The organism is Halosolutus sp. YCN4 (assembly GCF_059736495.1).
The window spans coordinates 334,864-361,486 of the sequence record NZ_JCASSM010000002.1; the positions used below are offsets into that span (position 1 = coordinate 334,864).

Below are 26,623 nucleotides of genomic sequence, written 5' to 3' on the forward strand. Positions count from 1 at the left end.
CGTCGTGACGCGAGAGACATACCAGCAATCGCTAGATAACCTCCGGGACGATGTACTCGAAATGGGTTCCCTCGTCGTCGAGCGACTCGAGATGGGACTGAAGAGCGTAGTCGATACGGATGAAACACTGGCTCGTGACGTCATCGAGGGAGATTCAAATATAAATGAGACGTACCTCATATTGGAAAACCAATGTGTCGACCTATTTGCGCTCCAGCAGCCCGTAGCGGGTGATCTTCGCTTCATCACGGCTTCGTTCAAAATCATCACTGACCTCGAACGCGTCGGGGATTTAGCAGCCAATCTGGCACGGTACGCGCTAACAGCGAAGCGCGACCTCACGCCTGAAGTCGCTATCGACGACATCGGTCGCAACGCAAAGGCCCTCTTCACGCGGAGTCTCGAAGCGTACGAGATCGAGGATGTTGACGCCTGTCCGGAGATCGCAGCCAGCGATGACGACATCGATGCCCGCTGTCAGTGGGCGAACGAAACCATTACCCGGGACTTGATCGAGCGCGAGGCAGACAGCGACGATCCGTGGGCGGTCGAACAACTACTCGACGACGTCTCACGCGTGCTGTTGACGATTCGCGACCTCGAACGGATCGGCGACCATGCCGTGAACATTGCAGCACGAACCCTGTACATGGCCGAGAACGACCCCGCACTCATCTATTGAGCAATGGAGACACGCAAAATTCAGACGGTCGGCAGCGGAACCTACACCGTGTCACTTCCGAAAGAGTGGGCCGAGTCCCAGGACATTACCACAGGGGATACGGTTAACCTACATACACATATCGACGGAGTGCTCGTCCTCCAAGCCGAAGAGTGTAAGGATAACGCGCCCGGTCGAATCGCCGCCAAAGTTGCTCACGCCGACGCTGAGCTACTCGAACGAACGTTGCGGGCGGCCTACGCAGTGGGTGCAAAGGAGGTTCGACTCGATGCCGCAGATCGTTTCACAACTGACCAACGGCGCGTCGTTGACCAGGTTACTAGAACCCTCACTGGAGTGTACGTCACCGAGGAGTCCGAAACGACGATTACGGTTCGAACGCTCGTCGATACTGATGAAGTGTCGGTTCGACAGTCAGTGAGCCAGCTCGAGTCCGTCGCACTATCGATGCACCGCGATGCGACGGCTGCGGTGGCCGGGGATACGACTCACAGAACCCTAGCCGATCGTGATGATCAGGCGGATCGCCTCTACGCGATGATCGACCGGTCCTTTGCTCGGGGACTCGCACGTCTTGACGAGGTGGATGCGTTGGGAGTGACCCGTTCGGCGTTGTTCGAACTGTGGGGGACGACCCGCGAGCTAGAGCGCGTTGCTGACCACGCCGAAGGCATAGCAACCGTCGCCGCCGAGATCGAGGACTCTATAGACGAATCAACCACGGATGAGATCCGTGTGATCGCCCAGAGAGCACGCGATATCGTTGCGGACGCAGTGAGTGTCATTATCGGTGATGTGGACGTCGAAACCGCCCATCAGGCCTTGACCGCTCGTGATCAACTCCGCAAGGATATTACGACACTCGAGTGTCGGTTGGCGGAGTCGTCAACGGAAAGCGCTCAGCTCAGACCGGTTCTCGATAGGTTGCGACGGACAGCCGAACACGGGGGAAACATCGCGGAGTTCGGACTCCGACGCGCCATCCGTCACGGTGAACTGGTAGAACCATCGCAAGAGACTACAAACGCGGATGATCCGACTCGGGAATCTCACACCTCGGCTGGGGGATGACCACCAACCCGAATCACCTCGATTGGGTTGAACCCCGCCGAATGCGCTCTCTGTAAGAAGTGTACTAGCGGCATCTGACGACTGATCGACTTCCCGCTGAAAGCGGGTGTCGACGACGAGAAGCACCATCCACCTGTGTTGATCGCAGATGGATGAGCCGAGATCGTTGCCTCGACAGTGACCCCACCTGACTGAGCGACTGAACGTTTCTTGGGACCCACCCTTCGAAAATGTGCCGTGATGACCGAGTCGAATTGATATAGCGGTATCTGATTTATCTCACGATCTCGATAGAAATCCGAGAGATTCACGTATTCCGTTCATTCAGCCGAACTGGCGGCCATGGTGCCTTTATACGGCAGTGTCGCGTGCGATACGATATGTCCGACGAACAGCACCAACCACGACTCGGCTTCGGAACGACGGTCTATACCGAGGAGGGGGCCAAAATCGGCCGGATTCGCGGCTTCGACGAGGAGGGGTTCTACGTCACACTCCGGGAGGGAATCCAGGGACTGAGCGTCGAACACGTCCGATCGGGCCACGAGTTCGGCGAGGCCGAACTGATGTGGCGGTGCCTCGAGTGCGGTGAGATGGGGAGTCTCGACCAGGATCTCCCGGAAACCTGTCCGACCTGCGGGAGCGATCGGGAGAACCTGTACTACTGGACCGAGGACTGATACGGGTCGCTGTCCCGATGCACCGGCGCGATCGCGACCCGTCTGTGGTTACGTCGGAACTGACGGACAGCGTTTCGTACGAACGGGCCGTAACTGCCCGGCGGCGTTTCGGAGACCGGTGACGATCAGATGCGTCCTCCGACGTGACCCGAATCGCCTTTGACGCCCTGGTGTAACGGGTGACACATGGACATCGTCGTCTTCGGGGCGGGCAGCCTCGGGAGTCTCGTCGGCGGGATGCTCGCTCGCGAGCACGACGTCACGCTGGTCACCCGGGAGGCCCACGCCAGCGCCGTTCGCGAGTCGGGGCTCCGGCTTACGGGCCAGTTCGACGATCGGGTCCGGCCAGACGCGACGACGGACGGCCGGAATCTCGACGCGGACCTCGCGGTCGTCACGGTCAAGTCGTTCGACACGCCGGCGGCAGCCGAGACCCTCTCGACGGGATCGTTCGATGCCGTGCTCTCGCTGCAGAACGGGATGGGAAACGAGGCGATCCTCGCCGATCGGCTCGACTCCCCGATCCTGGCCGGTACTGCCTCCTACGGTGCCGTTCTCCAGGGACCCGGCGTCGTCGAGTGTACGGGACTCGGCGCGATCGTCCTCGGCCCGCGGGAGGGCGGCGAGTCGCGACTCGCCGATCGGGTCGGCGAGGCCGTCGATCGGGCTGGGCTCGAGACGACCGTGGCCGGAGACATGCCCCTGCGGCTGTGGGAGAAACTCGCCGTTAACGCCGGGATCAACGCGATCACGGCCCTGACGCGGACCGAAAACGGGGCGGTCCTCGATGCCGACGCGAACGATCTCGCCCGGGCCGCGGCCCGGGAGACGGCGCGGATCGCCCGCGCGAGCGACGTTCGCCTCTCGAACCGGGAAGCCCTCGCCGCGATGGAGAACGTGGCCGCGACCACCGCGGCGAACACCTCCTCGATGCACCAGGACCTTCGCGCCGATCGGCGGACCGAGATCGACGCCATCAACGGCTACGTGGTCGATCGAGCGGAAGAACGGGGGCTCGGGGCCCCGACGAACCGGGCGCTGACGGCGCTGGTGCGAACGTGGGAACGAGGGCGCGGTCTCCGGGCGGATACCGTCGGCTCGGTGACGGACGAAACCTGAAGAACGACGACGTGCGGAACCGGGTCAGAACGGTGCTTCGGGGCCTTCGTCGGCGCTGCCGTCGTCGTCGTCGACGGTTTCGCCGGGGAAGGACGGACTCATGCCGCCGCCCATGTCGTCGCCGCCCATTCCGGTGGTTGCGTTGACCTTCTCGATCTCGGGGATTTCCTTGACCATCCGGCTCTTGATCGCCTGAATCGTCATCGGGGAGATCCCACAGCCGCTGCAGGCGCCGCCGAGGGCGATCGAGACCTCGCCGGTTTCGCGGTCGAGATCCTGGATCGCCGCGCTGCCGCCGTGCATCTGGATCTGCGGGAAGTTCCGTCGCAGGAAGTTCGCGACGCGGTCTTTGAGGTCGTCCCCGTCCTGGGTCTCGGTGCTCATAGAAGCCCGTTGGGTACCAGCGCCCCTAAACCTTCCGTCCTCCATGTTCGCCCGCCGACACCAGCGACGATCGATCGCGCTCAGGCGAACCCGAAGACGCGCTGGAGTTCGGTCTCGATCTCGTCGACGTGGATCTCGAGCACGCTCTCGAACCGTTCTTCGTCGACGACGACGCCCGACAGCCGCTCGTACGGCTCCGCGGGGAGTTCGACGCGGAACTCGCCGTCGCCCTCGTAGAACGGCTCGCTCTCGTTTAGCACCTGCTGGTCGATCGCGTGGACGAGCTGGGAATCGTACTCCTCGTTCATCCGGTTGAACGCGTTCTTGTACGCCTGCTGGAGTTCGGGGAAGTAGTTGGCGTACTTGTCCTCGAACTTCTCGGGATCGAAGTCGGCCATAGTGGAGACGAACGCGAGCGAGGACAAAAGTGGGACGATCACCCTCCGGGGTCGATCACCGGTCAGGAACGGATCGGTGCCTGACAGTCACTGCGAGTGATACGGTAGGGGGTGCCTACATACGGGGAGTGAGTATGCAAGCGGAACCAACACCCGATCCAGTCGCGGACATCCACCACTATGCCAACCGATCAGCACCCGATCCCACGCGAGGCGTTGCCGCCGGGATGGGGTCCTGCGGAGCTCCGTGACGGGTACGTATCGTACCGTCACAGTACGCTTCCGCTCGAACTGATCGCAGATTGCACGCGGTCGGACCGAACACACCCGACCCTCGGTCTGGGCCGCTGCTGGGAACTCCGGCACCGCTACTCGCTCGCCGACCGATCGATCACCGAGGCAATCGGCCGCGTCTCGACCCGTCGAGCCGCCGTCGATGGCCTGCTCGAGTGCATGCACCGGATCCACGAAATCGTCGACGAACCGGCGGACCCGATCGAGATCCAGGACGTCCTCGATCGGGTGTCGCTCGCGGACGTCGTCCCCGACTGCAACCCGTCGCAGTGAATCGCTGGATCGACTCGAGTTCTTGTATCGGCCCGCGATCTGTACTGTATCTGGTGATCGACCCGATCGACTCCTCGCCGCCGAAGGCCGATCCCGGACGGATCCATCGCGTTCTGAGTCCCTGCTGCGATCGGTTCGAGCACCCAGTCGAGCGTGACGAGCGGGTCGCCGTCGGTAACCGCAGGTTCGTCTGGCTCCCGCCCTGAATGGTCCTCACGCCATCCTCCACTGGCCCTGACTTTCGTTGCCCGGCGTCGCTGCTACGAGGGCTGTGTGGACCGACGCGGCACTTCGGATTGCTAGCACGCAACGTGAGATTACCGCGATCCCGTTTCAAGTACTGTCGTCGAACCGGGACCCAGCCGCCGATAAATCATATATGGCGATATAGAATGTGGGTCGTCGTGGTGAACGGCCGGCCCGGCATCCCGTCGCTCGAATCGTCGCTCTTGCCGTGCCGGAGTCGAATACCGGAATACCGCGATCGACGGTCGATTCCTGGGCACCGATCGTGTCCGGGTCGGTATCGGTTCCATCGCGGCCGTCCGAGAGTGGGTGTGGACCGCCACGGCGTCTGGCCGAGACGTCGTCCCCGTGACGACCGCTCCCGGACGGTGACTGTCTTTGATACTCACCTTCCTCCTCGAAAACGGCCGCTCACGGCCGGCAGTGACGGTTCTCGCTCCGTTCGCGGCGTCTGGCAGGTTCGGTGTGCTTATACTGGCGTCGGCAGTACGTAGATACCAGCACGGATCGATCGTCGATGACATTCCAGCTCTCCTTTGCGATCGACTTTCACGTCCACTCGGACGAGTCCTACGACGGGCACGAACCGATCGAACTCGTCCTGGAACACGCGGCCGACATCGGACTCGACGGCGTCGTGATCACGGACCACGACGAGATCGACGAATCCTTGCGCGCCGCCGACCTCGCGCCGGAGTACGGCTTGGTCGGCATCCCCGGCGTCGAGGTGTCGACCCGCCACGGCCACCTGCTCGCGATCGGCGTCGAGGAACGGCCCGATCCCGGCCAGCCGTTCATGGAGACCGTCGAGACCGTCCGCGACCTCGGCGGGATCGCGATCGTTCCCCACCCGTTCCAGCGAAGCCGCCACGGCGTGCGAAAGCGGTACATCGACGACGCCGACGCGATCGAGACGTACAACTCGATGCTGTTTACCGGCTACCGGAACCGGCGCGCGCGGACGTTCGCCCGTCGACGCGACTATCCCGAGATCGGCGCGAGCGACGCCCACTACCTGCCGAACGTCGGCCGGGCCTACACCGAGATCCGCGTCGAACCCAGCGCCGAGACCCCTTCGAAGGCGGCGATCGACGGCGACGACCTCGTCGAGGCGATCCTCGAGGGGCGAACGCAGATTCACGGCAAACGGACGCCGGTCCACAAGAGCACCGTCCAGTACGCGAAAGGGGCGGTTCGCAAGTCGACCTACCTGCTGACGTCGCGCGCGCCGCTGGTGCCGACGATCCCCGCGTCGATGGATCGATCGGGGTAAGCCAGGGGACCGGCCGTCAGGACAGTTGGTCACCGACGATCTCGTCGGCGCGTGCGACGAACTCCTCCTCTCGGCCCTTCGGAACCGTCGCCCCCGCCGCGACGTCGTGACCGCCGCCGTCGCCGCCGACGGCCCGGGAAGCCTCTCCCATGACGACCGAGAGGTCGAGTCCCTGCCGGACGAGCGAGTGGGTGCCGCGGGCCGAGACCTTGACTTCCTCGTCGTTTTCATCCGCGGAGTGTGACTCCGCGCTCTTCTCCGCGAACGCGACGATCGGCTTCGATCGGCCGATCCCCTCGTTGCCCATCGCCATTCCGGCGACGATGCCGACGATCGTCTCGCGGATGCGATCGCCGGCGTGGAACCACTGGAGGTTGTCCTCGTGGGTGACGCCCTCGCTCGTGACGAGGTCGATCCCGTTCGAGAGGTTCCGGCGGTGGGTCCGCAGGAGTGTCCGGGCGCGTTCGAGGGCCTCGTCGCGATCGCCGAGACAGACGCCGAGACCGACGTCGGCACGCTCGTACCGGGCGGTCGCGTTGAGCAGGGTCGAGAACTCGCTGGCGTCCCGGAGTTCGGTGCCGACGGGTTCCTCGACGAGGACGTAGGCGGTGCCGACCAGCCCGTCGATCTTCGATGCGGGGACGCCGCTCGAGACGGCTCGTTTGACGAGCGCGCTGGCGACGGTCTGCTTCTCGTCGTTCGTGAGCCCGGACCAGCGGCGCCACTCCCCGTCCCGTTTCAACTCGAGGTCGAGCCCGTCGAGAAATCGAAGCGCGCCCTGCTGGTCGTTCGAGATGCCTGGGATGTGGACGTCGGTGGCGTACTCGAGGAGTTTCGGGAGCGGACGCGTCTGTTTGCCGTAGAGTGCGAGATCCGTCCCGGTCTCGAGGACGCCGGCCTCGACGCCCTCCGCGACGATCCGTTCGTTCGCGCCGTGGAGTTCGCCCCCGGAGGCCTGCATGTCGCCGACCGCGCCGACGACGGCGAGGGCAGCCAGATCGCGATTGTCCGCGCGGGCGGTCGTCCCGGCCCCCGAGTCGGTCGTGACCGCACCGCCGTCCGCTGCGGCGGTCCCGGTCGTCTCGGCGGCGAGCGCCCGCGCGAGCACGTAGCTCGCCCCGGCACCCGAGAGTTCCGAGGCGCCGTCGATCCCGAACAGGAGCGGGTTGAGGTGGTAGGCCGTCTCCCGATCGGCCGGCTGGTGGTGGTCGGCGATCACGGGGGTGAACGCGCCCGCGTCCTCGTGGTCGCCGATGCTATCGAGCTGGCCGCTCCCGAAGTCCGTAAAGAGGACGGTCTCGTAGTCGGTGTCGGCGATCGCCGCGATCGCCGCGTCGTCGAGTTGCTTCTCGAAGACGGTCTCGAAAGGGATCCCCGCGCGTTCGAGCGCCTGGGCGGCGATCGCGGCGCTGGTCAGTCCGTCGGCGTCGATGTGGGACGCGAGCAACACGCGATCGGCCTCGCAGAGCCGCTGTGCACAGCGCGTCGCACGGTCCTCGAGGTCGGGGATCGGGCCAGCCATCGAGGTGTCGTTGGTGCGGCGTCGCTCATAAACCTGCGGTCTGGTGCTGGGCGTCTCGGCTATCAGATCCCGAGGACTTCGAGCGGCGGTCTGCGAAGCACGAGCAACAGGACGTTGTTCGTCACGAACAGGGCGTAGAGGCCCACCATCGCGGTCACGAACCGCATATCGAGCGGATCCGAGAGCAGGTGGCCGATCGCGACCACGATCGCGGCGTAACAGATCGCCGCGAGCGGGACGCCGGGCAGTCCGAACAGTCCGTGGAAGAAGACGGTGACGGGGTTGAGTTCCGACGCGTACGGGACGACGAAAAAGAGGGTCGCGGCGATCGCATCGAGAACCCAGAGGACGAAGAACCCCGCGCGCAAACTGATTGTCCCGGGCGGATCCAGCCTGAACGGACGGACGGACGTGTCTGTCATTACGACCGAGAACGGCTCTCGGGGGCATGAGCGGTCGCCTTGCCACCGCATGTTGGGTCCCGGTCGAGCGCACGCAACCGGCCTACGGCGAGCGGGTAAGGTGTAGCCTACAGCGAGAGGACCAGATCGTCGCCGTCCCGCTCGTAGCCGGTTTCGAACTGGGCGGACCGTTCTCGCATCGTCTCGGAGAGCCACGCTGCGGCGTCGCCACCCGCGGGGTGGACCGCGTAGTCGTCGATGACGACGGGGACGAGTCGAATTTCATCGATCGAACCGTCCTCGAGGGCGACCTCGAAGAGGAAGCTGCGATCGTTTCGCAGGTCGTCTTTGACCACGTAATCGTCGACGATGTCTCCGGTGTCGTGGAGGATGACGCCGTCGCCGTACCGCTCGACGCCCTGGACGACGTGGGCGCTGTGGCCGTGGACGAGGTCGACGCCGCGATCGACGAGCCAGCGGCCGAACTCGACGTACGTCTCGTCCGGCCGTTCGACCCAGTTGGGTCCCCAGTGGATCGACGCGACGAGCAGATCCGGATCCCGCGCTCGGGCCCGATCGAGCGCGTCGTCGACGAGGCGGCGCGTCTCCGCGTCGTCGGGATCGCACTCGAGGTAGGCCGTCCCGGGGCGCTCGTCGGTGACGCCGTACTCGGCGTAGTGGTCGGCGACGGAGACGATCGAGACGTCGACGCCGTCGACGGAAAACGAGGCGGGAGCGTACGCCGCGGCCGGGGTTTCGCCGGCCCCCGCGTGTTCGATCCCGCCGTCGGAGAGGGCCTCGAGCGTGTCGACCAGCGCGGTCGGGCCGTAATCGAGCAGGTGGTTGTTCGCCAGCGCGGCGAACCGGACGTTCCCCGCCTCGAGAGCGGGGACGGCCCACGCCGGATCGGCCCGGAAGTAGTACGCCCGGTCGGGAAACCGCTCGCCTCGCGTCGACAGACAGCACTCGAGGTTGCAACAGACCGCGTCGAGGGAGTCGAGTCGCGATCGGAGGTCGCCCCAGACCGCGGCCGGGTCGACGCCGGGTCGTCCGTACCGATCGTCGACGTTGCGCCCGAGCATGGCGTCGCCGACGAACCCGATCGTGGTCTCGTGGCGCTCGTGGTCCTCGAACACGGTCGGTTCGACTACCGGCGCGGCACAGCCGCCGAGTACTGCCGTCCCAGCCGCTGCCAGAAACCGCCGCCGGCTTCCGCTCATCGGCCGGCCGTCCGTGCCCGCGTGTCCCCACCAGCGTCTCGGTTCGCGATCGCTCGAGTCCGTTCGGGTCGGCGCATCGATTCCCCGTTCGAATTCCAGGATCAAATAGCCCGCCGAGCCGTCGTTCCGTTCCGTCGTACCTGTCATCGCCTCTGTTCAACGAACAGTACAGTTAAGATTCCGTAATAGAAGGACCCGGTATGGACGTCTTGATCGCGGGCGGCTCGGGATTCGTCGGGCAGTCCCTGTGTCGCGTCCTGCTCGACCGCGGGCACGCGGTGACGGTCGCCTCGCGGACGCCCGATGCGGCCGGATTACCGGCGGCCGTCGACACTGTCGCCGTCGACGTGACCGTCCCGGGGCTCGACGATGTCGTCGACGGCCGCGATGCCGTCGTCAATCTCGTCGCGCTCCCGTCGCACATCCAGCCGCGAGGACGAAGTCACGAGGCAGTCCACTTCGACGGGACCCGTCACCTCGTGGCGGCGAGCGAGCGGGTCGGAGTCGACCGGTTCGTCCAACTGAGCGGGCTGGGCGTCGACTCGGGCGTCGAAACGGCGTACTTTCGGGCGAAGCGGCGGGCCGAACGCGTCGTCCGCGAGTCCGAGCTGGCGTGGGTGATCTACCGCCCGTCGGTCGTTTTCGGCGACGGCTGTGCGTTCGTCCCGTTCGTCGAGCGGGTGGTCCCGCCCCTGGTAACGCCGCTGCCGGGCGGCGGGCGGATGCGACTCCAGCCGATCTGGATAGAAGATCTTACCCCGATGATCGCAGATGGGCTCGAGGACGACCGCCACGCGGGCCGGTGTTACGAGATCGGCGGCCCGGAGCGGCTGACGCTCGCGGAGACGGTCACCACGATCCGCGGTGGCGGCGTCGTCGTGCCGATTCCGATGGCGCTCGCCGGACTCGTGGCGCGAGCCGTCGATCCGCTCCCCTGGCCCCCGTTCGGCCGCGATCAGTACCGCGCGCTGTCGCTGGACAACACGACGACCGACGACGCCCTCGCCGTCTTCGGTGTCGATCCGGCGTCGCTTCGCACGCTGTCGGCGTATATCGAACCCTCGCGAGGCGAGCGATAGATGGTTCCGATCCCAGCTACAGGCGATCGATCCACCGCAATCGCGGAGGGACGACCGTGACCGGACTCTTCGAACGTGAAGTCGGTGAGGGTTGGGACACCCTCCATCCCCGCGTGCGAGAGCGATACGGCCTCGAAGCCGGCGAGGACCGCGAGGCAGTCGGCGTCGGACGGATGGACGAACTGGATCGAAATCCGCTCGCGACGCCGATCCGCTGGCTCGGGGCGATCGACGACTTCCTCTTTCCGGAGGGCGGGACCGACGTCCCGTTTACGATCACCACGGAGGCGTTCGTCGACGACGCGGGAAACGAGGCGCTGTGTCTTCACCGGCGGTTCGAGACCGACCCGCCGCGAGCGTTCGTGGACACGCTCCGGTGGAATTCCGCTCGAGGCTGCATCACCGACCTGTTCGGCCGCCGCGGCCTGATCGCCGCGGACCTCCGCGTTCACGCCGACGACGGTGCGCTCGCCCTCTCGATCGGGACGCAGTGGCTCCGCGTCGGGGGAACCTACGTCGCCCTCCCCGATCCCCTGTCGGTCGACGGTCGGCTCCGCGACTGGTACGACGACGAGAGCGACCGGTTCCGGGTGGCGGCCGAGATCGTCAACCCGCTGGTCGGAACGGTATTCGGCTACGCCGGCGCGTTCGAGAGCGATTTCCGGGCCGTCGATGCCGACGCGACGACTCGCTCCGTCCTCGGCGATGTCGCCCTGCCGGGTGAGCGCGCGTGACAGATCTCGAAGCGACCACTCGAACGCTGCGCTCGAGTTCGTCGCCGACCGTCGCGGGCCGGCGCGTGACCGACCTGAGTGCGCTGATCGGCGGTGGCGGGTGGCTGGCGCTGGCGGTCGGGACGATCGGTGGGCCGATCCCGCTCTCGACCGTCGAACTGTACGTCGCGTTCGCGACGCTCGTCGTCGTGCCGCTGGGACTCGGCTCGCTCGAGCCGCGGGACGCCGACGGTCCCCTGCTCCGTTATACGGTCGCCGTCGGCGGCCAGTTCCCCGCTGCGGTGGCCGTCGTCGCCGGGCTCGCTGTGCCGCAGGGGTCGCCGGCCGCGGTGGCGCTCACCGTCCCGTGGCTCGCCATCACCGGGGCGATCGCACTGGTCGGACTCCGGCGATTGCTGGCTCGCGGTCCCGGCCCGCTGCCGGCGCTCGCGATCGATGCGGCGCTCCTGTACGTCCCGGTGGCCGCCGTCTTCCTGTGCCTGCACGCGGCCGATATCAGTCTGCGCTTCGCGCCGATCATCGTCCTCCTGACAGGGGTCCACTTCCACTACGCCGGGTTCGCCCTGCCGCTGGTCGTCGGCCTGACCGGTCGCGTCGTGGCGGCCGACGGCGGCGGGTACCCGCCCACCGTCGACGGACGAGCGGCGGCCGCGGCGACAGCCATCATCGCCGTCGGCGTCCTCCTGATCGCGATCGGCATCACCTTCTCGCCGTTGCTCGAGGCGGTCGCCGTCGCCGCGTTCTCGACCGCAGTCGTGGTGTTTGCGGTCATCGTCCTCCGCGCGGTCGTCCCGGCGGTCCCGCGGCTCCCGGGCGCGTTGTTGGCCCTCGCCGCCGTCTCCCTGTGCTGGACGATGACGCTGGCGCTCGCGTTCGCCTACTCGGCGCTTCCCGGCACCGCTCCGCTCGTGTCGATTCCGGCAATGGTCCGCTGGCACGGGAGCGTTAACGCGTTCGGGTTCGCATTGCCGGGCCTGCTCGCGGCTCGGCTGCTCGAGAGATAACGCCACCACTCACGTGACGTCGACCGCGTAGACGCGACCGTCGTTGCTCGCGATGTAGGCGACGCCGTCGACGACGGTCGGTGCGGCGATGACGGCGTTGCCCGTTTCGAACCGCCAGTGAGCCGCACCTGTCTCGGGGTCGAGCGCGTGGACGATACCGGCGGCGTCGCCGACGTAGAGCACGCCGTCGGCGAGGGTGGGAGCGCCGTTGACTCGGCCACGGAGCGTCGTTCGCCACCGGCGCTCGCCGGTCTCGAGGTCGACCGCGTGGACTCGCATCCGCCAGTTGCCGAGGTAGACGGTCCCGTTGCGGACCGTCGGCGAGGCGGCGATACCGCCGTCCGTCTCGTATCGCCAGCGTTCGTCGCCATCTCGCCGACCGACCGCATAACATCGCCCGTCCGTGGAGCCGAACACGATGCGATCGTCGCGGACCGCCGGCCGGCCCAGCACCCGCTCGTCGCTTCCGACGCGCCACTGTCTCGTCCCGTCGCGCAGATCGACCGCAGAGATGGTGCCGTCGGTGCTTCCGACGTACCCCAGATCCCCGCGCGTCGCCAGTCCCGCTTTTACTTTCCCACCGATTTCGACCGTCGACTCGATCTCGCCGGTGGCGCTCGAGAGGGCGTACAGTCGGCCGTCGTTGCTGCCGATGTAGACGCGGTCGGCCGCGGTCGTCGGCGGCGCGTAGATCTCGTCGCCCGTTTCGACCGTCCATCGCTCGCCGCCGTCGCGTCCGATCGCGTACACGCGGTGGTCGACGCCGCCGACGTACAGGATGTCGCCATCGATCGCGGGTGCGGACCAGACCTCGTCTCCGGTCTCGAACCGCCACTGTTTCGCGCCGCGTTCGGTGTCGAGCGCGTAGACGTTCCGATCGAGGCTGCCGACGTGGACCCGGCCGTTCGCGACGGCGGGAGTCGTGGGTATTCGCCCGTCGGCTTCGAACGACCACAGCTCTCGCTCGGGTTCCAGTCGCTCGATCTCGTCGTCGTCACTCATACACCCTGCGACACCGATCGTACCGCCGACCAGCGTGCTGAGAACGGTACGGCGAGTACGGCCCGTTCGTCTGCTCGAAGTGTCGGTCATCGTGATTCAGTTTGACGACGTCGAAACGGGGGTGCGACTAGAACGGACTGGGGATGTCCGAACGTAAGAATGCTTCCGGATCGGCGATTCGATCGCCGGTCGCGTCGTAGCCGACGACCCACTGCGGGGTCTCGACGATGATGTCGCTCACGTCGAAGTCGAACTCGGCGAAGAGCCGCGGATAGTTACGGACGACGTCGTCGAGTTCGTCGAACTCCTCGAGAACGCTCTCGGGATCGTCCATCACTTGCCTCGCTCGGAGCCAGTTGAGATAGTTCTCCTTCGAGTCGATCCCCTTGTACGGCGAAATTCCCGCCTTCGCGACGATGAAGAAGGCGGCCATTCGAGCGCTGAACAGCTGTTTCCGTTCGTACGGTACGATATTCAGCCGCTGGCGCTGCCCGTCGACGTACAACGCGTTGCTGGGGAAGCGACTCGTGTCCCAGACGCGAGTGAACCGCCGCCCGTCGGCCAGGACCGTCAGCTCGTAGAACGAGTAGATGTTCGGGACGACGGCCAGGAGGTCGACGACTTCTTCGGTGATATCGGGCAGATGGGGCGCGATGAGATCGACGATCTCGTCCGCCGACAGATCGTCCAGATCGATGTCTATTCCAGGCGGTGCCGTTCGGCGGGCGCTCGTCGCGGCGGCTCCGCCGTCGGAGACGGGGTCGAATCGATCGGCGGTGCCGGCCGTCGACGCGCCGGAACTGGCTACCGAGAGCGAAAAGTCGGGACAGTCGTCGAGTCCCGGAACGTCCTCGCAGTCGGGGTCGGGGATGTCGTCTTCATCAGGGAGATCGCCGGCGTCCGGAACGTCGTTCCAGCCCGGTCTGTCCGGGAGGTCTGGCACGTCGTCCCAGTCCGGGTCGTCCGGGAAGTCCGGGACGTCGTCCCAGCTCGGTGAGTCGGGGAGGTCCGGACCCTCGGGGATGTCCCAGTCCGGCGTATTCGGCAGATCGTCCAGATAGTCACCGTCCGGGACCTCCGGTGGATCGGGGAGGTCGTCCCAACTCACGTCCGGCAGGTCGCCGACGCCGGGGAGGTCCTCGACCACCTCGTACCAGCCGAAAATCGTCGCCAGGAAGTGGATCGGATTGCGAGCCGCCCGGTCGACGATTTCGTGTGCGAAGCCGGCGTATCCAGCGGTGACCGTGCTGACCCGGACGCCTTCCGTTCCGTCGACGTCGATGGTGTCTATCGAATAGTCGCGATCGACTCGCGTCCCGCGTTCTCGGAGCGAATCGAACCACTCGTCCGTTTTGAGGTTGTTGATATCGTCACCGACGAGTACCGTGTACGATTCCGATTCGCCCTCGTACTCGACGGTGTCGTCCGACGTGCCCTCCTCGTTGAACCGGATTCGGAGGCTCTCTTCGTCGATCGTTTCCCCGTCGGGCGACGCGAACGAGACACTGACCTGATTTTTGAACCGATACGATTTGAACGCGGCGTCTCCGAACTCGTCGGCGTTCTTGCCGTCTTTCAGTTCGGTCGCTTCCGTCAGATCGGCGTCCGGTCGCGCGATCATATCTCCCTTCTGCCAGTTATCGATCACCGGTTCGAGGGGGAATGGAACCTCCGCATCGGGAAGTTGCGGAATCGAGGAAAGCGGCACCTCGATCGAATCCTCCCGCGGGAACAGCTGCATCTGGGCGCTGTGGAGCGGATAGCCGCCCTGCGTGACGTTCTCGTTCTCACCGTTAATGTAGTGGAGAATCGTCGATTGCGCCGAGACGCGCTGTGACTGACGCCCGTCGAGCGCGATCTCGAGTTCGGTCCGCAGTAACGCTCGCGGATCTTCCGGACGGTTCCCGACGTTGCCCGTGTACGGCCACTCCATCGTCTGCATCGTTACCAGGACACGTCCCGACTCGTAGCCGTAGTCGGCGTAGGTCGGACGCGACTGGTCGCCACCGATCGCCGCGACGATCGTCGCGTCTTCAGGGAGGTTCGTCAGGTACCCGTGAGTCGAACTCCCCCATCCGTCCAGGGTCTCGTCCGAGACCGATTCCACGAGGGGATGCGATTCCGCCTCGATGGAGAGATCGTTCCGGAGCGTGTTCACCTTCTTGACGTCGCCCGGGAGAAACGGCTCGTTCCACTGCGTCGTACACGGCCAGCCCTCGTCGGTCACGTGTGCGACGAGCGTTCCACCGCTCGCAACGAACCCCTCGAGATCGCCTTTCGCCTCGACCAGCCGATCGTAGTAGGACGAGTCCTGCGTGGACGCCAGGACGACGATCGCGTAGTCCTCGAGGGTCGTTTCCGCCAGTCTCGACGACGGAACGACGTCGTAGTCGACGTTCAGGTCGTCGAGCGCCCGTTCGTTGGCGTCCGTTCGCCACGGCCGACAGTCCTTGACGATGAGCGCGTCCGACTGGGACTCGACCGATTGGATCCCGATCCCGCCGCCCGGATCGTCGTACACGATCTCGGCAGATTCGTCCTCGTCGGGACCGTCGTGAGAGGTGTGCTGCTGGGCGTCGGTCATCAGTTCTCACCTCCGAGCGCGAACCGCTCTCCGTCGAGCACGTACGTTACCGACTCACCGTCCGTCCCATCGTGGTACTTGACCCCGTACATGATCGTTTCGCCGTCGCTGAACACGAAGTTCCCCAGTTCCACGTCGTCGGTCGATTGCAGGACCTCGTTGTCGGTAATCGAACCGTGGAAGCGCTGGAGATCGTTCCGCTTGTCTCGGAGCGCTTTCAGCGTCACGTCCTCGTCGTCGTCGCTCAGCCGGATGTGATCGAACAGTACGGTACCCGCGTACTCCGGCTCCCCGCGTCCCCGGTCGGAGCCGCGTTCCGACGGCGGGTGATCGGCCAAGAACCAGACGATCTCGAGTCGGCGGACGTTGCTGCGGATCGCTGCCGGAATCTCCCCGAGATCCCAGTACAGGGAGTGGACGGTGTTTTGCGGGACGACGATCGGATATGATTCGACGACCGGTTTCCCGCTGTCGGATCCCTCGTTCATCTCGTCGTCGGTCGTCTCGCTGTTTTTGCCGTTCTCCTTCCCGCTGCCGCTCGTTCCGCCGTTGCCGCTTCCGCCGCTCTCGTTGCGACCGTTCCCCTGGGCCCCCGGATAGTACAGTCGAGCGAAAAACACGAGCGGCGAGTTCGTCCCCGCGACGCTCGCCGTCAGACGAGCGAATAGATACCGGTTCGCATCGAAGTCGGCCGCTCGGACTCGGTGCTGGTTCCAGATCCGTGCGTTTCTGCGTTCGGTGAACGGTACCTGTAACCCGTGTTCGCCGGTTTCGATGACGCTCGTCTGACCCGCTTCGACCCGTGTTTCCCGGTGTGGTCCTCGCGATTTCCACCCGTCGAGTCCCTCTCGGAAGTCGCCGAGCATCGACGACTCCTCCGGGACCGAACTCTCTACGGCGGTCACTGTTCCCGTCCCCGCTGCCGTCAACAGGGCAGATGCACCGGCTGATAGCCCCTTTAGCACATCCCTCCTCGACGAACTACTATTATCGTATCTCACATAAGATAGAAGAAACTAACTAATAAAAAATCTTTATAGAATACATAGAAACAAAACACTATGGTTGACTGGGGAAATAATGGGGCGGCGCTTTCGGCCAGTCACAGCCGATTCGATCGCGTTACGTGATATCGAAGGCGTAGACACAGCCATCGTTGCTCGCGATGTAGGCGACGCCGTCGACGACGGTCGGTGCAACGGTAACAGCGTTGCCCGTTTCGAACCGCCAGTGAGCCGACCTGTCTCGAGGTCGACCGCGTGGACTCGCATCCGTCAGCCCCCGAAGTAGATCGTCCCGTCGCGTATCGTCGACGAGGACGCGAGACCACCGTTCGTTTCCAGCTGCTAGGACTCCTTACCGCTTCGCCGGTCGATCGCGTAGGGTGCGTCGTCGAGACAGCCGGCAGCGCCGGCCGACCCGGCGGTGAGGGTTCCGAACGCGCACCGACGACTGATCACGGATTTCACACACTGAATAAATATGCGGATGTCTGTCCCGGAAGTACCGCCCCGATCGAGCGAGTCGGCTACTCGTTTCGGTCCGGAATCGCCGCCGTCGTCTCACGGGCCAGCGCCTCGAACGTCGCTTCCTCGGGCACGACGTCAACGTCGATCCCCTTCGCCGCCGCCGTTTCCGCCGTCGGCTCACCGATGACGCCGACGACGGCGTCGACGAGTCCCGTGATCGCTTCCGCCCGAACGCCCGCCTCGGCGGCGGCCTCGAGGAAGTGCTCGACCGTCAGCGACGAGGTGAAGCAGACGGCGTCGAGGTCGCCGTCGGCGGCCAGCCGGGCGGACTCGCCGCTTCCCTCGGGACGAACCAGCCGGTAGAGGATCGTCTCGTGGACGTACGCGCCCGCGTCGTCGAGGCCCTCGAGTAATACGGGGCTGCCGTGGTCGCTGCGGGCGACCTCGACGCGCGCGCCGTCGACCCGGTCCGAGAGCGCCGCGACGAGCCCGCTCGAGGTGAACTCCTCGGGGACGAGATCGACCGCGTACCCCTCTGCGCGAAGCGCGTCGGCCGTCGCCGGCCCGATGGCACAGACCGTCTCGTCGCCGGGCTCCCAGCCCGCCGCGGAGACGAGTTCCGCGCCGGTCTTGCTCGTGAAGACGACGTAGTCCGCGTCGGTCCGCGGGACGGCGTCGGTCGATTCGACGGCCAGCATCGGGTCGGGAACGGGTTCCGCGCCGAGCGATTCGAGCAGATCGGCGGCCTCCGTGAGCCGATCGTCGTCGGGACGGAAGACGGCGACCGCGGGGGAGCGGGTGTCGTCACTCATCGTGGTTCGTCTCCTCGTTCGGAGTATCGTAGTCGTTCCGCAGGAACGCCGCGACCGAATCGCGCGTTCCTGCCACGTCGCCGATCACCGTCACTGCGGGCGGTTCGATCCCCGCCTCGTCGCGGGCGTCGACGATCGTCTCCAGGGTACCGCTCGCGACCTGCTGACCGGGCCAGGTGCCGCGCTCGACGATCGCGACGGGCGTCTCGGGGGCCATCCCGGCCTCGATCAGCGCCGCCGTGTAGTCCGGGAGCCGACCGACGCCCATCAGGACGACGATCGTGCCGCCCGTCGCGGCGAGTGCCTCCCAGTCGACCGCGGACTCCTCCTTCGTCGGGTCCTCGTGACCCGTGACGAACGAGACCGACGACGCGTGATCGCGGTGGGTGACCGGGATCCCCGCGACGGCGGGCGCGGCGATCGCGGACGTGACCGCGGGGACGACCTCGAAGGGGACCTCGTGGGCGGCGAGGTACTCGGCCTCCTCGCCGCCGCGGCCGAAGACGAACGAGTCGCCGCCCTTGAGCCGGACGACGGACTTGCCCTCGCGGGCGAGTTCGACTAGTCGCTCGTTGATCTCGGACTGGGGGGTGCGATCGCCGCCGGCGCGCTTGCCGACGTCCTCGCGGCGCTCCTCGGGTAGCAGGTCGATGATCTTCGGCCCCGGCAGCTTGTCGTGGAGGACGACGTCGGCGTCCTCGAGCAGTCGCGTCGCCCTGATGGTCAGCAGTTCCGGATCACCGGGGCCGCTGCCGACGAGGTAGACGGTGCCCGGCTGTGGGCCGTTCGAGTCGGTCGACCCGTCGGCCATCTATTTCCCCTCCGGCTGGTTGTCCGGTGCTGGCCCGTCGTCGCCCTCGGCGTCCTCGCGCGCGGCGTCGATCAGGTCCGCGGCCCCGCGATCGGCGAGGTCGGCCGCGAACTCGCGGGCGGCTTCGGCGTGGGTCTCGATCGGCAGGTCGCGGCTCGCGGTCACCGACTCCTCGCCGTCCCGGTCGGAGACGTGGACCGACGCGTGCACGTACTCCCCCTGGACGACGGCGTAGATGCCGATCGGGGCGATACAGCCGCCGCCGAGTTCCGCGAGAAGGGTGCGCTCGACCGTCGTCTCGACCCGGGTTCGCGGGTGGTCGATGGCCGACTGGATCTCGCGGGCGGTCTCGCCGTCCGTCGCGACCACCGCGAGCGCGCCCTGGCCCGGCGCGGGGACGAACGCGTCTGTCGGGAGCGGCTGGTAGTCGACGGAGCGTGCGAGGCCGCTGCGCTCGAGGCCCGCCTCCGCGAGGACGATCGCGTCGTAGGCGGTCTCGACCTCGCGACCCAGGGCCTGCTTTTCGAGTTCGGAGAGATCGTCGAACCACTCGTCGACGCTCCGATCGTACTCCGGTTCGAAGTCCTCGTTCCCGGCATTTCCTTTGCGTTCTTTGTCGGCCTCCGATCGCTCCTGGTGTTCGTCCTGGAGCGCGGGCGCGAGCAATTTCTCGAGACGCGTGTCCACGTTCCCGCGAAGCGGTTCGACCTCGAGGTCCGGCCGCTCGGAGAGCAACTGCGCGCGCCGGCGCAGGCTCGACGTGCCCACGGTCGCGCCGTCCGGGAGGTCCTCGAGCGCCGTTCCGCCCGGCGTGACGAGGGCGTCTCCCGGCCGTCCCCGTTCGGGAATCGCGGCCGTGACGAGGTCGTCGGGCTGTTCGGTCGGCATGTCCTTCATCGAGTGGATCGCGCCGTCGAGGTCGCCCTCGAGCACGCGCTCGTCGAGTTCGCGGACGAACGCGCCCGTCTTTCCGAGCCGGTGGATCAACTCGTCCCTGATCTGGTCGCCCGTCGTTTCGACGGTCACGAGTTCGACCTCGTACCGCCGGTCTTCGAGGGCCTCCTGTACGATCGCGGCCTGCCGCCGGGCGAGTGCAGACCCCCGCGTCGCCAGTCGCAACGTCCCGCGCGTTCTCATAGGCGAATCATCGTCGCCTCGAGTATGAAAAGCGCACGCTTGTCGCGTCCGACGCGTGCGATTCGGTGCCGGCCGTCGCGATCGCCCCTTCTACGCCGAGTCGACGCCGATCGATCGCGCCCGGATTGGATGAGTGAGAATACCACACAAATTTCACGGCCAACATATTCGGGAAGTAGCTTATATTATAAGACCCCGTTCGATCCGAGCGCATGGACGACTCCCTCTACGATCGACTCGGTGGCGAGGACGGCATCGCCGCCGTCGTCGACGACTTCTACGATCGCGTCGTCGCGGACGAACAGGTCGCACACTACTTCGAGGACGTCGATATGCAGAAACAGCGCGCACACCAGGCCCAGTTCATCAGTTCCGTGGCCGGCGGCCCGGTCGAGTACACGGGCGCGGAGATGGAAGCGGCCCACGCGGATCTCGATATCGGCCCGGCGGACTTCGAGGCGATCGCGACCCACCTCGACGACGCGCTCGCGGCGTTCGACGTCGCGGAAGACGATCGGCAGGCGGTGCTCGCGGAGATCGCCCGCTACCGCGGCGCGATCGTCACCGCGGACTGATTCTCTTGTGGGCCCGTCTACGGCGGGTCTCGACGCGTTTCGGACCGCCGTGACGGGCCGTCGTCGGGGTCGCTGGTTCGAGAAAATCCGACTGGGTAACCCCTAATCCCTGTCGCGAACGCGTTCGGGGTCTCTTCCAGTCGGTAGGAAAAGCCGGGCCGTTTGACGGGTCTTGCACGTCGATATCCGACTGGAATGAAGGTAAACAGAAAGCAACTTGCCGCGTTCCTCGCGACGATCTTCCTCGTCAACCTCATCGTCATGAGCGGTGGGGCGTGGCTCTCCTACGAGAACGAACCGGAGATCCCCGAGACGATCGTCGGCCCGGACGGCGAGACCGTCGCGACGAGCGACGACGTCCAGACGGGGAAGATGGTCTTCCAGGAGAACGGATTGATGAACCAGGGCTCGATGCTCGGCCGCGGGAGTTACTACGACGTCGACTACACCGCCGACACACTCGAGTTGAAGACCGAGCACATGCGCGACTACTACGCGCAGGAGGAGCACGAGACGGCTTACGAGGCACTCGACGCGTCCGAACAGGCCGCGATCGACGCCACCGTCCGACAGGAACTCCAGTCGAGCACCAACGGCGAGCGCGTCGAGTACTCCGCCGCGGAAGCGTACGCTCACCAGCAGGTGCGCGAGGAGTACGTCGAGCGCTACCACGAGGGCGATCGCGAGCGCGGCATCCAGGAGGGCCTGATCCCCTCCGAAGAGGAAGCCGAGCGGTTCGCCGACTTCGCGCTGTGGACCGCGTGGATCTCCCACACCGATCGGCCCGGCTCCGACGCCTCGTTCACCAACGACTTCCCGTACTCGCCCGCCGCGGGCAACGACGCCGGCGGGCCCGTGATGACCTGGAGCGTCATCGCGATGGTGTTGCTGGTCGCCGGCGCCGGGATCGCGATCTGGCTCTACCGGGCCGTCGAACTCCCCGAACCCGAAGCGAACGGCGTGTCGATTCCCCACCCGGAGGAGATCGATCTGACGCCGAGCCAACTCCTGAGCACCAGGTTCGTCCTCATCGGGGCGTTGCTGTTCGTCCTCCAGACGTTCCTGGGTGGCCTGCTCGCCCACTACTACGTCGAGCGCGACGGCTTCTTCGGCCTCGAGGAACTCGTCGGGATCGACGTCCTCGAGTACCTCCCCTGGACGATCGCCCGAACGTGGCACGTCGACCTGGGGATCCTCTGGATCGCGGTGATGTGGCTCGGTGCCGGCCTCTTCCTCGCACCGCTGCTGACGGGCCGCGAACCGCGCAGACAGGCCCTGTACATCAAGGGCCTGATCGCCGCGTTACTCGTCGTCGCCGTCGGCGGCCTCGCGGGCATCTGGCTCGGCGTCAACAACTTCTTCGGCGGCGAGTGGTGGTGGCTCCTGGGTAACGAAGGGCTGGAGTACGTCGAGATCGGTCGCATCTGGCAGGCCGGCCTGCTGGTCGGTTTCCTCGGCTGGACCGCCCTCGTGGCCCGCGGGTTCAAGCCCTTGCTCGATCGGGAGCCCCGCTACGGGCTGGCCCACATGATCGTCTACGCGGGCGGTTCGATCGGCCTGCTCTTCATGGCCGGCTTCCTCTACACGCCCGAGACGAACTTCGTCATGACGGAGTTCTGGCGCTGGTGGGTCGTCCACATGTGGGTCGAGGGCGTCTTCGAGTTCTTCATCCTCGTCGTCATCGCCCTGACGCTGGTCTCGATGAACCTCCTCTCGAAGAAGTCCGCCGAGAAGGCGGTCATCTTTCAGGCCGCGCTCGTGATGGGAAGCGGCATCATCGGCGTCTCCCACCACTACTGGTGGGCCGGTCTCCCCGAGGTCTGGCTCCCGATCGGCAGCGTCTTCTCCACGCTCGAGTTCATCCCGCTCCTGTTCATCCTCTACGAAGCGCTCGGCCAGTACCGCGCGATGGACGCCGCCGGGAGGGACTTTCCCTACCGGATGGCGTTCTACTTCATCGTGGCCTCGTCGGTCTGGAACTTCTTCGGGGCCGGCGTCATCGGCTTCTTCATCAACCTCCCGGTGATCAGCTACTTCGAGAGCGGGACCTACCTGACCGTCGCCCACGCCCACGGCGCGATGTTCGGGGCCTTCGGCTTCCTCGCGATGGGGATGGCCGTCTACATCCTCCGGGTGACCACCCGCGCGGAGCACTGGTCCGATCGACGCCTGCGCCTGTCGTTCTGGCTGTGCAACGCCGGTCTCGCGCTCATGCTGTTCCTCTCCCTGCTTCCGGTCGGCTTCCTCCAGCTCGAGGTCGCGTTCACCGAGGGGTACGCCGCCTCGCGCAGCCTGGAGTTCTACAACGGCGGCCTGATCCAGACGCTGTTCTGGCTCCGGATGCCCGGCGACACGCTGTTGATCGCCGGCGCGATCGTCTTCGCCTGGGACGTCGCCGCGAAACTGCTCTTCCAGCGCAAGGCGACCGTCGACGAGTCGTCGGAGCGCGACTCGCACGTCATCGCCGATCGGCTCGTCGCCGACGACCGGATCGAACCGGTGAGCGACGACGACTGATCCACTCCCCTTTTCCGGCGTGTCGTCGGTGATCGAGAGGTGACCCGATACGGCGGGACGATCGAGCCCCCGACGACCCCGAACCGGAAAAACTGGACGCGTGAAACCGCGACCTGTCGGTGACTTTCCTCGCCCGCGCTCTCACGGCGTGCCGACCGCCTTGTGCCGCCTGGCGAGGTAGTAGCCCGCCACGATCGGCTGTAGCGGCGGGACGGAGAGACCGAGGAACGCGAGTCCGAGGTAGACGCCCGGATTCGGCCGCCAGTCGTCGCCGTAAGTACAGACGTAGGCGGCGTCCTGGTGGATCGCGATCGGGAACGCGCCGACGGCGATCGCTCCGGCCAGCCCGATCGCGGCCGAGAGCAGGCCCGGGAACGCGAAGACGACCGCGACGGCCGCGATCAGACCTCCGGCCACCGTCGAACCGAGCGTGACCGCCACGACGAGCCACCAGCCCGCCCACCCCGGCTTCGTCCCGAACCGCTTGTGCCGCCGGTAGAGGTAAAAGACGCCCGCGACCGGGGCCCAGACGATCGCGAACGCGGCGTTGAGCCACGGGTTCGGCTTCCAGTGACTGCTGACGCCGCCCCGGCGGCGAACCCGGCGAGCGTCGACGACGAGCGCGACGGCGAGCGCGATCGTCAGCAGGGTGTAGCCGAAGGTACCGACCAGCACCAGCCCCCGTTCGAGAAACGGGACGCCGGGTTCGGCCTCCCGGACGACGCCGATCAGGCCGACGCCGATCACCGGCGGGAACAGAAAGCAGAGTCGCTCGATGACCCGCCCCCAGTCGATCGTGTCGAGACTCCTCGCCATTGCAGTATCAGCCGACGTGACGTTTCGACCGACGTCGGTTACGTGTACCGGACCCAGCAGTCCGTTCGGATCCGGGGCGTTCGATCGCGATCCGATCGGCGCGGTGCTCGTGTCGAACGGGTCCTACAGCGCCTCTTTGTACGCTTCGAGGGTCCGCTCGACGTCCTCCTCGGTGTGGCCGTAGCTGACGAACTGGCACTCGAACTGGTTCTGCGAGAGGAAGATTCCCTGGTCTCGCATCTGGCCCCAGAAGACCCGTCGCCAGCGCTCGGTCTCGGCGTTTTTTACGTCAGCCGCGTGTTTCGGGCAGTAGTCGTAGCGCGGACAGGTCGGGTCCTGCCGACAGCCGGCCTCGCACTGTTCCTCGAGGGAGTCCGGACCCGGGCCATCCCGGGTGAAGATCACCTTGAACATGCTGCCGGTGCCGGTCACCGTGTAGCTCGGCGCCTGGTCGGCGACGATGTCGCGGAGGCCGCTGCGGAGTTCGTCGCCGAGGCCGTCGACGTGGTCGTAGACGTCGTTCTCGGCGGCGAACTGTAGCGTCTCGAGGCCGGCGGCCATCGTGACGGGGTGGCCGGAGAACGTGCCGGCCTGGAAGACGTCGCCCGACGGCGTGAAGCCCTCGACGATCTCCGCCCGGCCGCCGATCGCGCCGACGGGGAAGCCGCCGCCGACGATCTTGCCGAACGTCGTCAGGTCGGGGGTGACGCCGAACTCGCTCTGGGCGCAGCCGAGGCCGCCGACGCGGAAGCCGGTGATGACCTCGTCGAAGATCAGCAGCGAGCCGTGTTCGTCGGTGATCTCGCGCAGGAACTCGTGGTACCCCTCCTCGGGGTAGACGATGCCGTAGTTCCCCAGGACGGGTTCGGTCATCACCGCGGCGATGTCGTCGCCGTGTTCCTCGAACACCTCGCGGATCGCGTCCTCGTCGTTGAACGGGACCGGAAGCGTGTGCTCGGCGAAGGACTGGGGAACGCCAACCGAGGACGGTTTCGGGTTCTCCGCGTCGCCCTCGACGAGCGTCGACTCCTGGGCCCCGTGGTAGCCGCCCTGCATGACGACGATCTTGTTCCGGCCGGTGTACCCCCGCGCCAGCCGCACAGCCGAGGTGGTCGCTTCGGTGCCGGAGTTGACGAAGCGAATCTTCTCGACGCTCGGGACGTGACGGACGACGAACTCCGCGAGGTCGACCTCGATCTCCGTCGGCGTGCCGTACATCGGGCCTTCGCTGGCTCTCTGCTGGATCGCCGCCTGGACCGACTCGGGCAGGTCGTGGCCCAGCAACAGTGGGCCGAGTCCCATCACCCAGTCGACGTACCGGTTCCCGTCGGCGTCGACGACGTGCCCGCCGTCGCCCTTCCGGACGAAGAACGGGTACGGTTCGATCGCCGCCCGAACTGCCGAGTTGACGCCGCCCGGCATCACGGAGAGGGCCCGATCGTACAGGTCGCGCGAGTTGTCGTCGTTCATGCGCGGGCCTTTGCGTCGGGACGGGAAAGTAGTACCGAGGTTCGATCGCGACCAGCGGGCAATCATCACCGTTAAACGACTGAGTCGCCGACTCGCAGGATACCCTCCGTATGCGCTATCGACTCCCTGCACTGTTTCTGCTCGTCGCCGCGATCTGGGGCACGACGTTTCCGGCCGTCCGCGTCGCCGTCGACGTCGTTCCCCCGGTCCTGTTCGCTGCCCTCCGATTCGACGCCGTGGCGATCCTCGTCCTGGGGTACGCCGCCGTCAGCGGTCAGCGGGTTCGCCCCCGACGGGGAGAGTGGGCCGGCATCCTCGCCGGCGGCGTCTTCCTGATCGCGATGCATCACGCCCTGCTGTTCGCCGGCCAGCAGTACGTCACGAGCGCCGTCGCCGCGGTCGTCGTCGCGACGGTGCCGATCCTCACCGCGGGTCTCTCGCGTGCGTTGCTCCCGAGTACCGGCCTCGGCGTCGTCGGCGCGATCGGCCTCGGACTCGGCTTTCTCGGGACCGCGATCGTGGCCGATCCGGACCCCGAAGCGCTGTACACGGCCGAAACGCTCGGCGTCCTCCTCGTCTTCGCCGCGGCGATCGCGTTCGCGCTCGGGACGGTCGTCACCCAGCGGACCCGGACCGGCCTCCCGGTGGCCTCCCTCCAGGGATGGATGATGCTCGTCGGTGCGCCGGTACTCCACGGTGCGAGCGTCTCGCTCGGAGAACCGCAGTCGATCGAGTGGACGCCGGCCGCGGCGATCGCGTTCCTCTATCTCGTTCCCGTCGCGGGCGGCCTGGGCTACCTGCTGTACTTCGACCTGCTCGATCGGCTCGGATCGATCGAGATCAACCTCGTCACGTACCTGTTGCCGGTCTTCGCGGCGATCGTCGGCTGGCTCGCCCTCCGGGAGGCGCTCGCGCCGTCGACGATCGTCGGGTTCGCCGTCGTCGCCGTCGGCTTCGCCCTGGTCAAGCGGCGGGCGCTCGCGCGACTCGTCGCGAGCGGGCCCCGGACGAGCCAGAAGCTGGATCGGTAACGCGCGAAAAAACGGTCGT

At 66.3% G+C, this 26,623-nt stretch carries 25 protein-coding genes; 12 read left to right on the forward strand and 13 right to left on the reverse strand.

The annotated features are described in order from the left end of the window. The first annotated feature begins 4 nt into the window (after positions 1-4). The 4 genes from phoU (at position 5) to AC6I6X_RS07835 (ending at position 3,552) form a co-directional block, all read left to right on the forward strand. Complete coding sequence (gene phoU, locus AC6I6X_RS07820) at positions 5-682, forward strand: phosphate signaling complex protein PhoU (protein WP_497929962.1); 678 nt, start codon at positions 5-7, stop codon at positions 680-682. Between the two features lie 3 nt (positions 683-685). Then, positions 686-1,753: an AbrB/MazE/SpoVT family DNA-binding domain-containing protein gene (locus AC6I6X_RS07825; protein ID WP_497929964.1), complete on the forward strand. Its 1,068-nt coding sequence runs from the start codon at positions 686-688 to the stop codon at positions 1,751-1,753. A 380-nt stretch (positions 1,754-2,133) separates the two neighbouring features. Then, positions 2,134-2,433 (forward strand): TFIIB-type zinc ribbon-containing protein, encoded by a 300-nt coding sequence (locus AC6I6X_RS07830; protein ID WP_497929966.1) that lies wholly within the window; start codon positions 2,134-2,136, stop codon positions 2,431-2,433. Between the two features lie 186 nt (positions 2,434-2,619). After that, complete coding sequence (locus AC6I6X_RS07835; protein ID WP_497929967.1) at positions 2,620-3,552, forward strand: ketopantoate reductase family protein; 933 nt, start codon at positions 2,620-2,622, stop codon at positions 3,550-3,552. A 24-nt stretch (positions 3,553-3,576) separates the two neighbouring features. On the opposite strand, the gene AC6I6X_RS07840 is transcribed toward AC6I6X_RS07835, so the two are convergent. Beyond that, positions 3,577-3,936 (reverse strand): NifU family protein, encoded by a 360-nt coding sequence (locus AC6I6X_RS07840; protein ID WP_497929968.1) that lies wholly within the window; start codon positions 3,934-3,936, stop codon positions 3,577-3,579. 80 nt (positions 3,937-4,016) lie between these two features. Further along, positions 4,017-4,334, reverse strand: a complete 318-nt coding sequence (locus AC6I6X_RS07845; protein ID WP_497929969.1) for a DUF5783 family protein — start codon at positions 4,332-4,334, stop codon at positions 4,017-4,019. 180 nt (positions 4,335-4,514) lie between these two features. Here AC6I6X_RS07845 and AC6I6X_RS07850 point away from each other — a divergent pair, with 180 nt between their 5' ends. Next, positions 4,515-4,901, forward strand: a complete 387-nt coding sequence (locus AC6I6X_RS07850; protein ID WP_497929970.1) for a hypothetical protein — start codon at positions 4,515-4,517, stop codon at positions 4,899-4,901. A gap of 763 nt (positions 4,902-5,664) precedes the next feature. Then, a complete protein-coding gene (locus AC6I6X_RS07855; protein WP_497929971.1) occupies positions 5,665-6,420 on the forward strand; it encodes a PHP-associated domain-containing protein in 756 nt (251 codons plus the stop codon). A gap of 16 nt (positions 6,421-6,436) precedes the next feature. Here the strand turns inward: AC6I6X_RS07855 and recJ are convergent, their stop codons facing one another. The 3 genes from recJ to AC6I6X_RS07870 all read right to left on the reverse strand — a co-directional run bounded on the left by recJ (position 6,437) and on the right by AC6I6X_RS07870 (position 9,563). Further along, the gene (recJ, locus tag AC6I6X_RS07860; RefSeq protein WP_497929972.1) at positions 6,437-7,942 is read right to left on the reverse strand and encodes a RecJ family nuclease; all 1,506 of its coding nucleotides are present in this window, start codon (positions 7,940-7,942) and stop codon (positions 6,437-6,439) included. Between the two features lie 62 nt (positions 7,943-8,004). Next, entirely contained in the window at positions 8,005-8,364 is a 360-nt protein-coding gene (locus AC6I6X_RS07865; protein WP_497929973.1) for a hypothetical protein, read from the reverse strand. Positions 8,365-8,471: 107 nt separating this feature from the next. Then, a complete protein-coding gene (locus tag AC6I6X_RS07870; RefSeq protein ID WP_497930493.1) occupies positions 8,472-9,563 on the reverse strand; it encodes a CapA family protein in 1,092 nt (363 codons plus the stop codon). Between the two features lie 200 nt (positions 9,564-9,763). On the opposite strand from AC6I6X_RS07870, the gene AC6I6X_RS07875 reads away from it, so the two are divergent. The 3 genes from AC6I6X_RS07875 to AC6I6X_RS07885 are packed head-to-tail and all read left to right on the forward strand — an operon-like array spanning position 9,764 to position 12,380. Beyond that, positions 9,764-10,642: an NAD(P)H-binding protein gene (locus tag AC6I6X_RS07875; RefSeq protein WP_497929974.1), complete on the forward strand. Its 879-nt coding sequence runs from the start codon at positions 9,764-9,766 to the stop codon at positions 10,640-10,642. Between the two features lie 56 nt (positions 10,643-10,698). Further along, positions 10,699-11,376 (forward strand): DUF4166 domain-containing protein, encoded by a 678-nt coding sequence (locus AC6I6X_RS07880; protein ID WP_497929975.1) that lies wholly within the window; start codon positions 10,699-10,701, stop codon positions 11,374-11,376. Further along, the gene (locus tag AC6I6X_RS07885) at positions 11,373-12,380 is read left to right on the forward strand and encodes a YndJ family transporter (RefSeq protein ID WP_497929976.1); all 1,008 of its coding nucleotides are present in this window, start codon (positions 11,373-11,375) and stop codon (positions 12,378-12,380) included. The genes AC6I6X_RS07880 and AC6I6X_RS07885 overlap by 4 nt, the downstream gene beginning before the upstream one ends. 9 nt (positions 12,381-12,389) lie before the next feature. Here the strand turns inward: AC6I6X_RS07885 and AC6I6X_RS07890 are convergent, their stop codons facing one another. The 6 genes from AC6I6X_RS07890 to hemC all read right to left on the reverse strand — a co-directional run bounded on the left by AC6I6X_RS07890 (position 12,390) and on the right by hemC (position 20,195). Beyond that, positions 12,390-13,382 carry an outer membrane protein assembly factor BamB family protein gene (locus tag AC6I6X_RS07890; protein WP_497929977.1) on the reverse strand — a complete coding sequence of 331 codons (993 nt, stop codon included), beginning with the start codon at positions 13,380-13,382 and terminating at the stop codon, positions 12,390-12,392. 127 nt (positions 13,383-13,509) lie between these two features. Continuing rightward, complete coding sequence (locus AC6I6X_RS07895; RefSeq protein ID WP_497929978.1) at positions 13,510-15,966, reverse strand: hypothetical protein; 2,457 nt, start codon at positions 15,964-15,966, stop codon at positions 13,510-13,512. After that, positions 15,966-16,871, reverse strand: a complete 906-nt coding sequence (locus tag AC6I6X_RS07900; RefSeq protein ID WP_497929979.1) for a hypothetical protein — start codon at positions 16,869-16,871, stop codon at positions 15,966-15,968. The genes AC6I6X_RS07895 and AC6I6X_RS07900 overlap by 1 nt, the downstream gene beginning before the upstream one ends. Before the next feature lie 623 nt (positions 16,872-17,494). After that, on the reverse strand, positions 17,495-18,247 hold the full coding sequence (locus AC6I6X_RS07905) for a uroporphyrinogen-III synthase (RefSeq protein WP_497929980.1): 753 nt from the start codon (positions 18,245-18,247) through the stop codon (positions 17,495-17,497). Continuing rightward, positions 18,240-19,058 carry a uroporphyrinogen-III C-methyltransferase gene (gene cobA, locus AC6I6X_RS07910; protein WP_497929981.1) on the reverse strand — a complete coding sequence of 273 codons (819 nt, stop codon included), beginning with the start codon at positions 19,056-19,058 and terminating at the stop codon, positions 18,240-18,242. The genes AC6I6X_RS07905 and cobA overlap by 8 nt, the downstream gene beginning before the upstream one ends. Next, a complete protein-coding gene (gene hemC / locus AC6I6X_RS07915; RefSeq protein ID WP_497929982.1) occupies positions 19,059-20,195 on the reverse strand; it encodes a hydroxymethylbilane synthase in 1,137 nt (378 codons plus the stop codon). A 212-nt stretch (positions 20,196-20,407) separates the two neighbouring features. On the opposite strand from hemC, the gene AC6I6X_RS07920 reads away from it, so the two are divergent. Together AC6I6X_RS07920 and AC6I6X_RS07925 are read left to right on the forward strand one after the other, a co-directional pair. Further along, complete coding sequence (locus AC6I6X_RS07920) at positions 20,408-20,770, forward strand: group I truncated hemoglobin (protein ID WP_497929983.1); 363 nt, start codon at positions 20,408-20,410, stop codon at positions 20,768-20,770. Positions 20,771-20,965: 195 nt separating this feature from the next. Continuing rightward, on the forward strand, positions 20,966-23,287 hold the full coding sequence (locus tag AC6I6X_RS07925) for a nitric-oxide reductase large subunit (protein WP_497929984.1): 2,322 nt from the start codon (positions 20,966-20,968) through the stop codon (positions 23,285-23,287). Between the two features lie 141 nt (positions 23,288-23,428). Here AC6I6X_RS07925 and AC6I6X_RS07930 read toward each other — a convergent pair whose 3' ends face one another. Both AC6I6X_RS07930 and hemL read right to left on the reverse strand, forming a co-directional pair. Further along, positions 23,429-24,103, reverse strand: a complete 675-nt coding sequence (locus tag AC6I6X_RS07930; RefSeq protein ID WP_497929985.1) for a hypothetical protein — start codon at positions 24,101-24,103, stop codon at positions 23,429-23,431. Between the two features lie 123 nt (positions 24,104-24,226). After that, positions 24,227-25,573, reverse strand: coding sequence for a glutamate-1-semialdehyde 2,1-aminomutase (hemL, locus tag AC6I6X_RS07935; RefSeq protein WP_497929986.1), 1,347 nt, complete (start codon positions 25,571-25,573; stop codon positions 24,227-24,229). A gap of 110 nt (positions 25,574-25,683) precedes the next feature. On the opposite strand from hemL, the gene AC6I6X_RS07940 reads away from it, so the two are divergent. After that, complete coding sequence (locus AC6I6X_RS07940) at positions 25,684-26,604, forward strand: DMT family transporter (protein ID WP_497929987.1); 921 nt, start codon at positions 25,684-25,686, stop codon at positions 26,602-26,604. Positions 26,605-26,623 lie beyond the last annotated feature (19 nt).

Excerpts from the sequence above, each read along its gene's own strand:
- AC6I6X_RS07825 (WP_497929964.1), top strand. The coding sequence starts at position 686 with ATGGAGACACGCAAAATTCAGACGGTCGGCAGCGGAACCTACACCGTG.
- AC6I6X_RS07830 (WP_497929966.1), top strand. The coding sequence starts at position 2,134 with ATGTCCGACGAACAGCACCAACCACGACTCGGCTTCGGAACGACGGTC.
- AC6I6X_RS07835 (WP_497929967.1), top strand. The coding sequence starts at position 2,620 with ATGGACATCGTCGTCTTCGGGGCGGGCAGCCTCGGGAGTCTCGTCGGC.
- AC6I6X_RS07840 (WP_497929968.1), bottom strand. The coding sequence starts at position 3,936 with ATGAGCACCGAGACCCAGGACGGGGACGACCTCAAAGACCGCGTCGCG.
- AC6I6X_RS07845 (WP_497929969.1), bottom strand. The coding sequence starts at position 4,334 with ATGGCCGACTTCGATCCCGAGAAGTTCGAGGACAAGTACGCCAACTAC.
- AC6I6X_RS07850 (WP_497929970.1), top strand. The coding sequence starts at position 4,515 with ATGCCAACCGATCAGCACCCGATCCCACGCGAGGCGTTGCCGCCGGGA.
- AC6I6X_RS07855 (WP_497929971.1), top strand. The coding sequence starts at position 5,665 with ATGACATTCCAGCTCTCCTTTGCGATCGACTTTCACGTCCACTCGGAC.
- recJ (WP_497929972.1), bottom strand. The coding sequence starts at position 7,942 with ATGGCTGGCCCGATCCCCGACCTCGAGGACCGTGCGACGCGCTGTGCA.
- AC6I6X_RS07865 (WP_497929973.1), bottom strand. The coding sequence starts at position 8,364 with ATGACAGACACGTCCGTCCGTCCGTTCAGGCTGGATCCGCCCGGGACA.
- AC6I6X_RS07870 (WP_497930493.1), bottom strand. The coding sequence starts at position 9,563 with ATGAGCGGAAGCCGGCGGCGGTTTCTGGCAGCGGCTGGGACGGCAGTA.
- AC6I6X_RS07875 (WP_497929974.1), top strand. The coding sequence starts at position 9,764 with ATGGACGTCTTGATCGCGGGCGGCTCGGGATTCGTCGGGCAGTCCCTG.
- AC6I6X_RS07890 (WP_497929977.1), bottom strand. The coding sequence starts at position 13,382 with ATGAGTGACGACGACGAGATCGAGCGACTGGAACCCGAGCGAGAGCTG.
- AC6I6X_RS07895 (WP_497929978.1), bottom strand. The coding sequence starts at position 15,966 with ATGACCGACGCCCAGCAGCACACCTCTCACGACGGTCCCGACGAGGAC.
- AC6I6X_RS07905 (WP_497929980.1), bottom strand. The coding sequence starts at position 18,247 with ATGAGTGACGACACCCGCTCCCCCGCGGTCGCCGTCTTCCGTCCCGAC.
- cobA (WP_497929981.1), bottom strand. The coding sequence starts at position 19,058 with ATGGCCGACGGGTCGACCGACTCGAACGGCCCACAGCCGGGCACCGTC.
- hemC (WP_497929982.1), bottom strand. The coding sequence starts at position 20,195 with ATGAGAACGCGCGGGACGTTGCGACTGGCGACGCGGGGGTCTGCACTC.
- AC6I6X_RS07920 (WP_497929983.1), top strand. The coding sequence starts at position 20,408 with ATGGACGACTCCCTCTACGATCGACTCGGTGGCGAGGACGGCATCGCC.
- AC6I6X_RS07925 (WP_497929984.1), top strand. The coding sequence starts at position 20,966 with ATGAAGGTAAACAGAAAGCAACTTGCCGCGTTCCTCGCGACGATCTTC.
- AC6I6X_RS07930 (WP_497929985.1), bottom strand. The coding sequence starts at position 24,103 with ATGGCGAGGAGTCTCGACACGATCGACTGGGGGCGGGTCATCGAGCGA.
- hemL (WP_497929986.1), bottom strand. The coding sequence starts at position 25,573 with ATGAACGACGACAACTCGCGCGACCTGTACGATCGGGCCCTCTCCGTG.
- AC6I6X_RS07940 (WP_497929987.1), top strand. The coding sequence starts at position 25,684 with ATGCGCTATCGACTCCCTGCACTGTTTCTGCTCGTCGCCGCGATCTGG.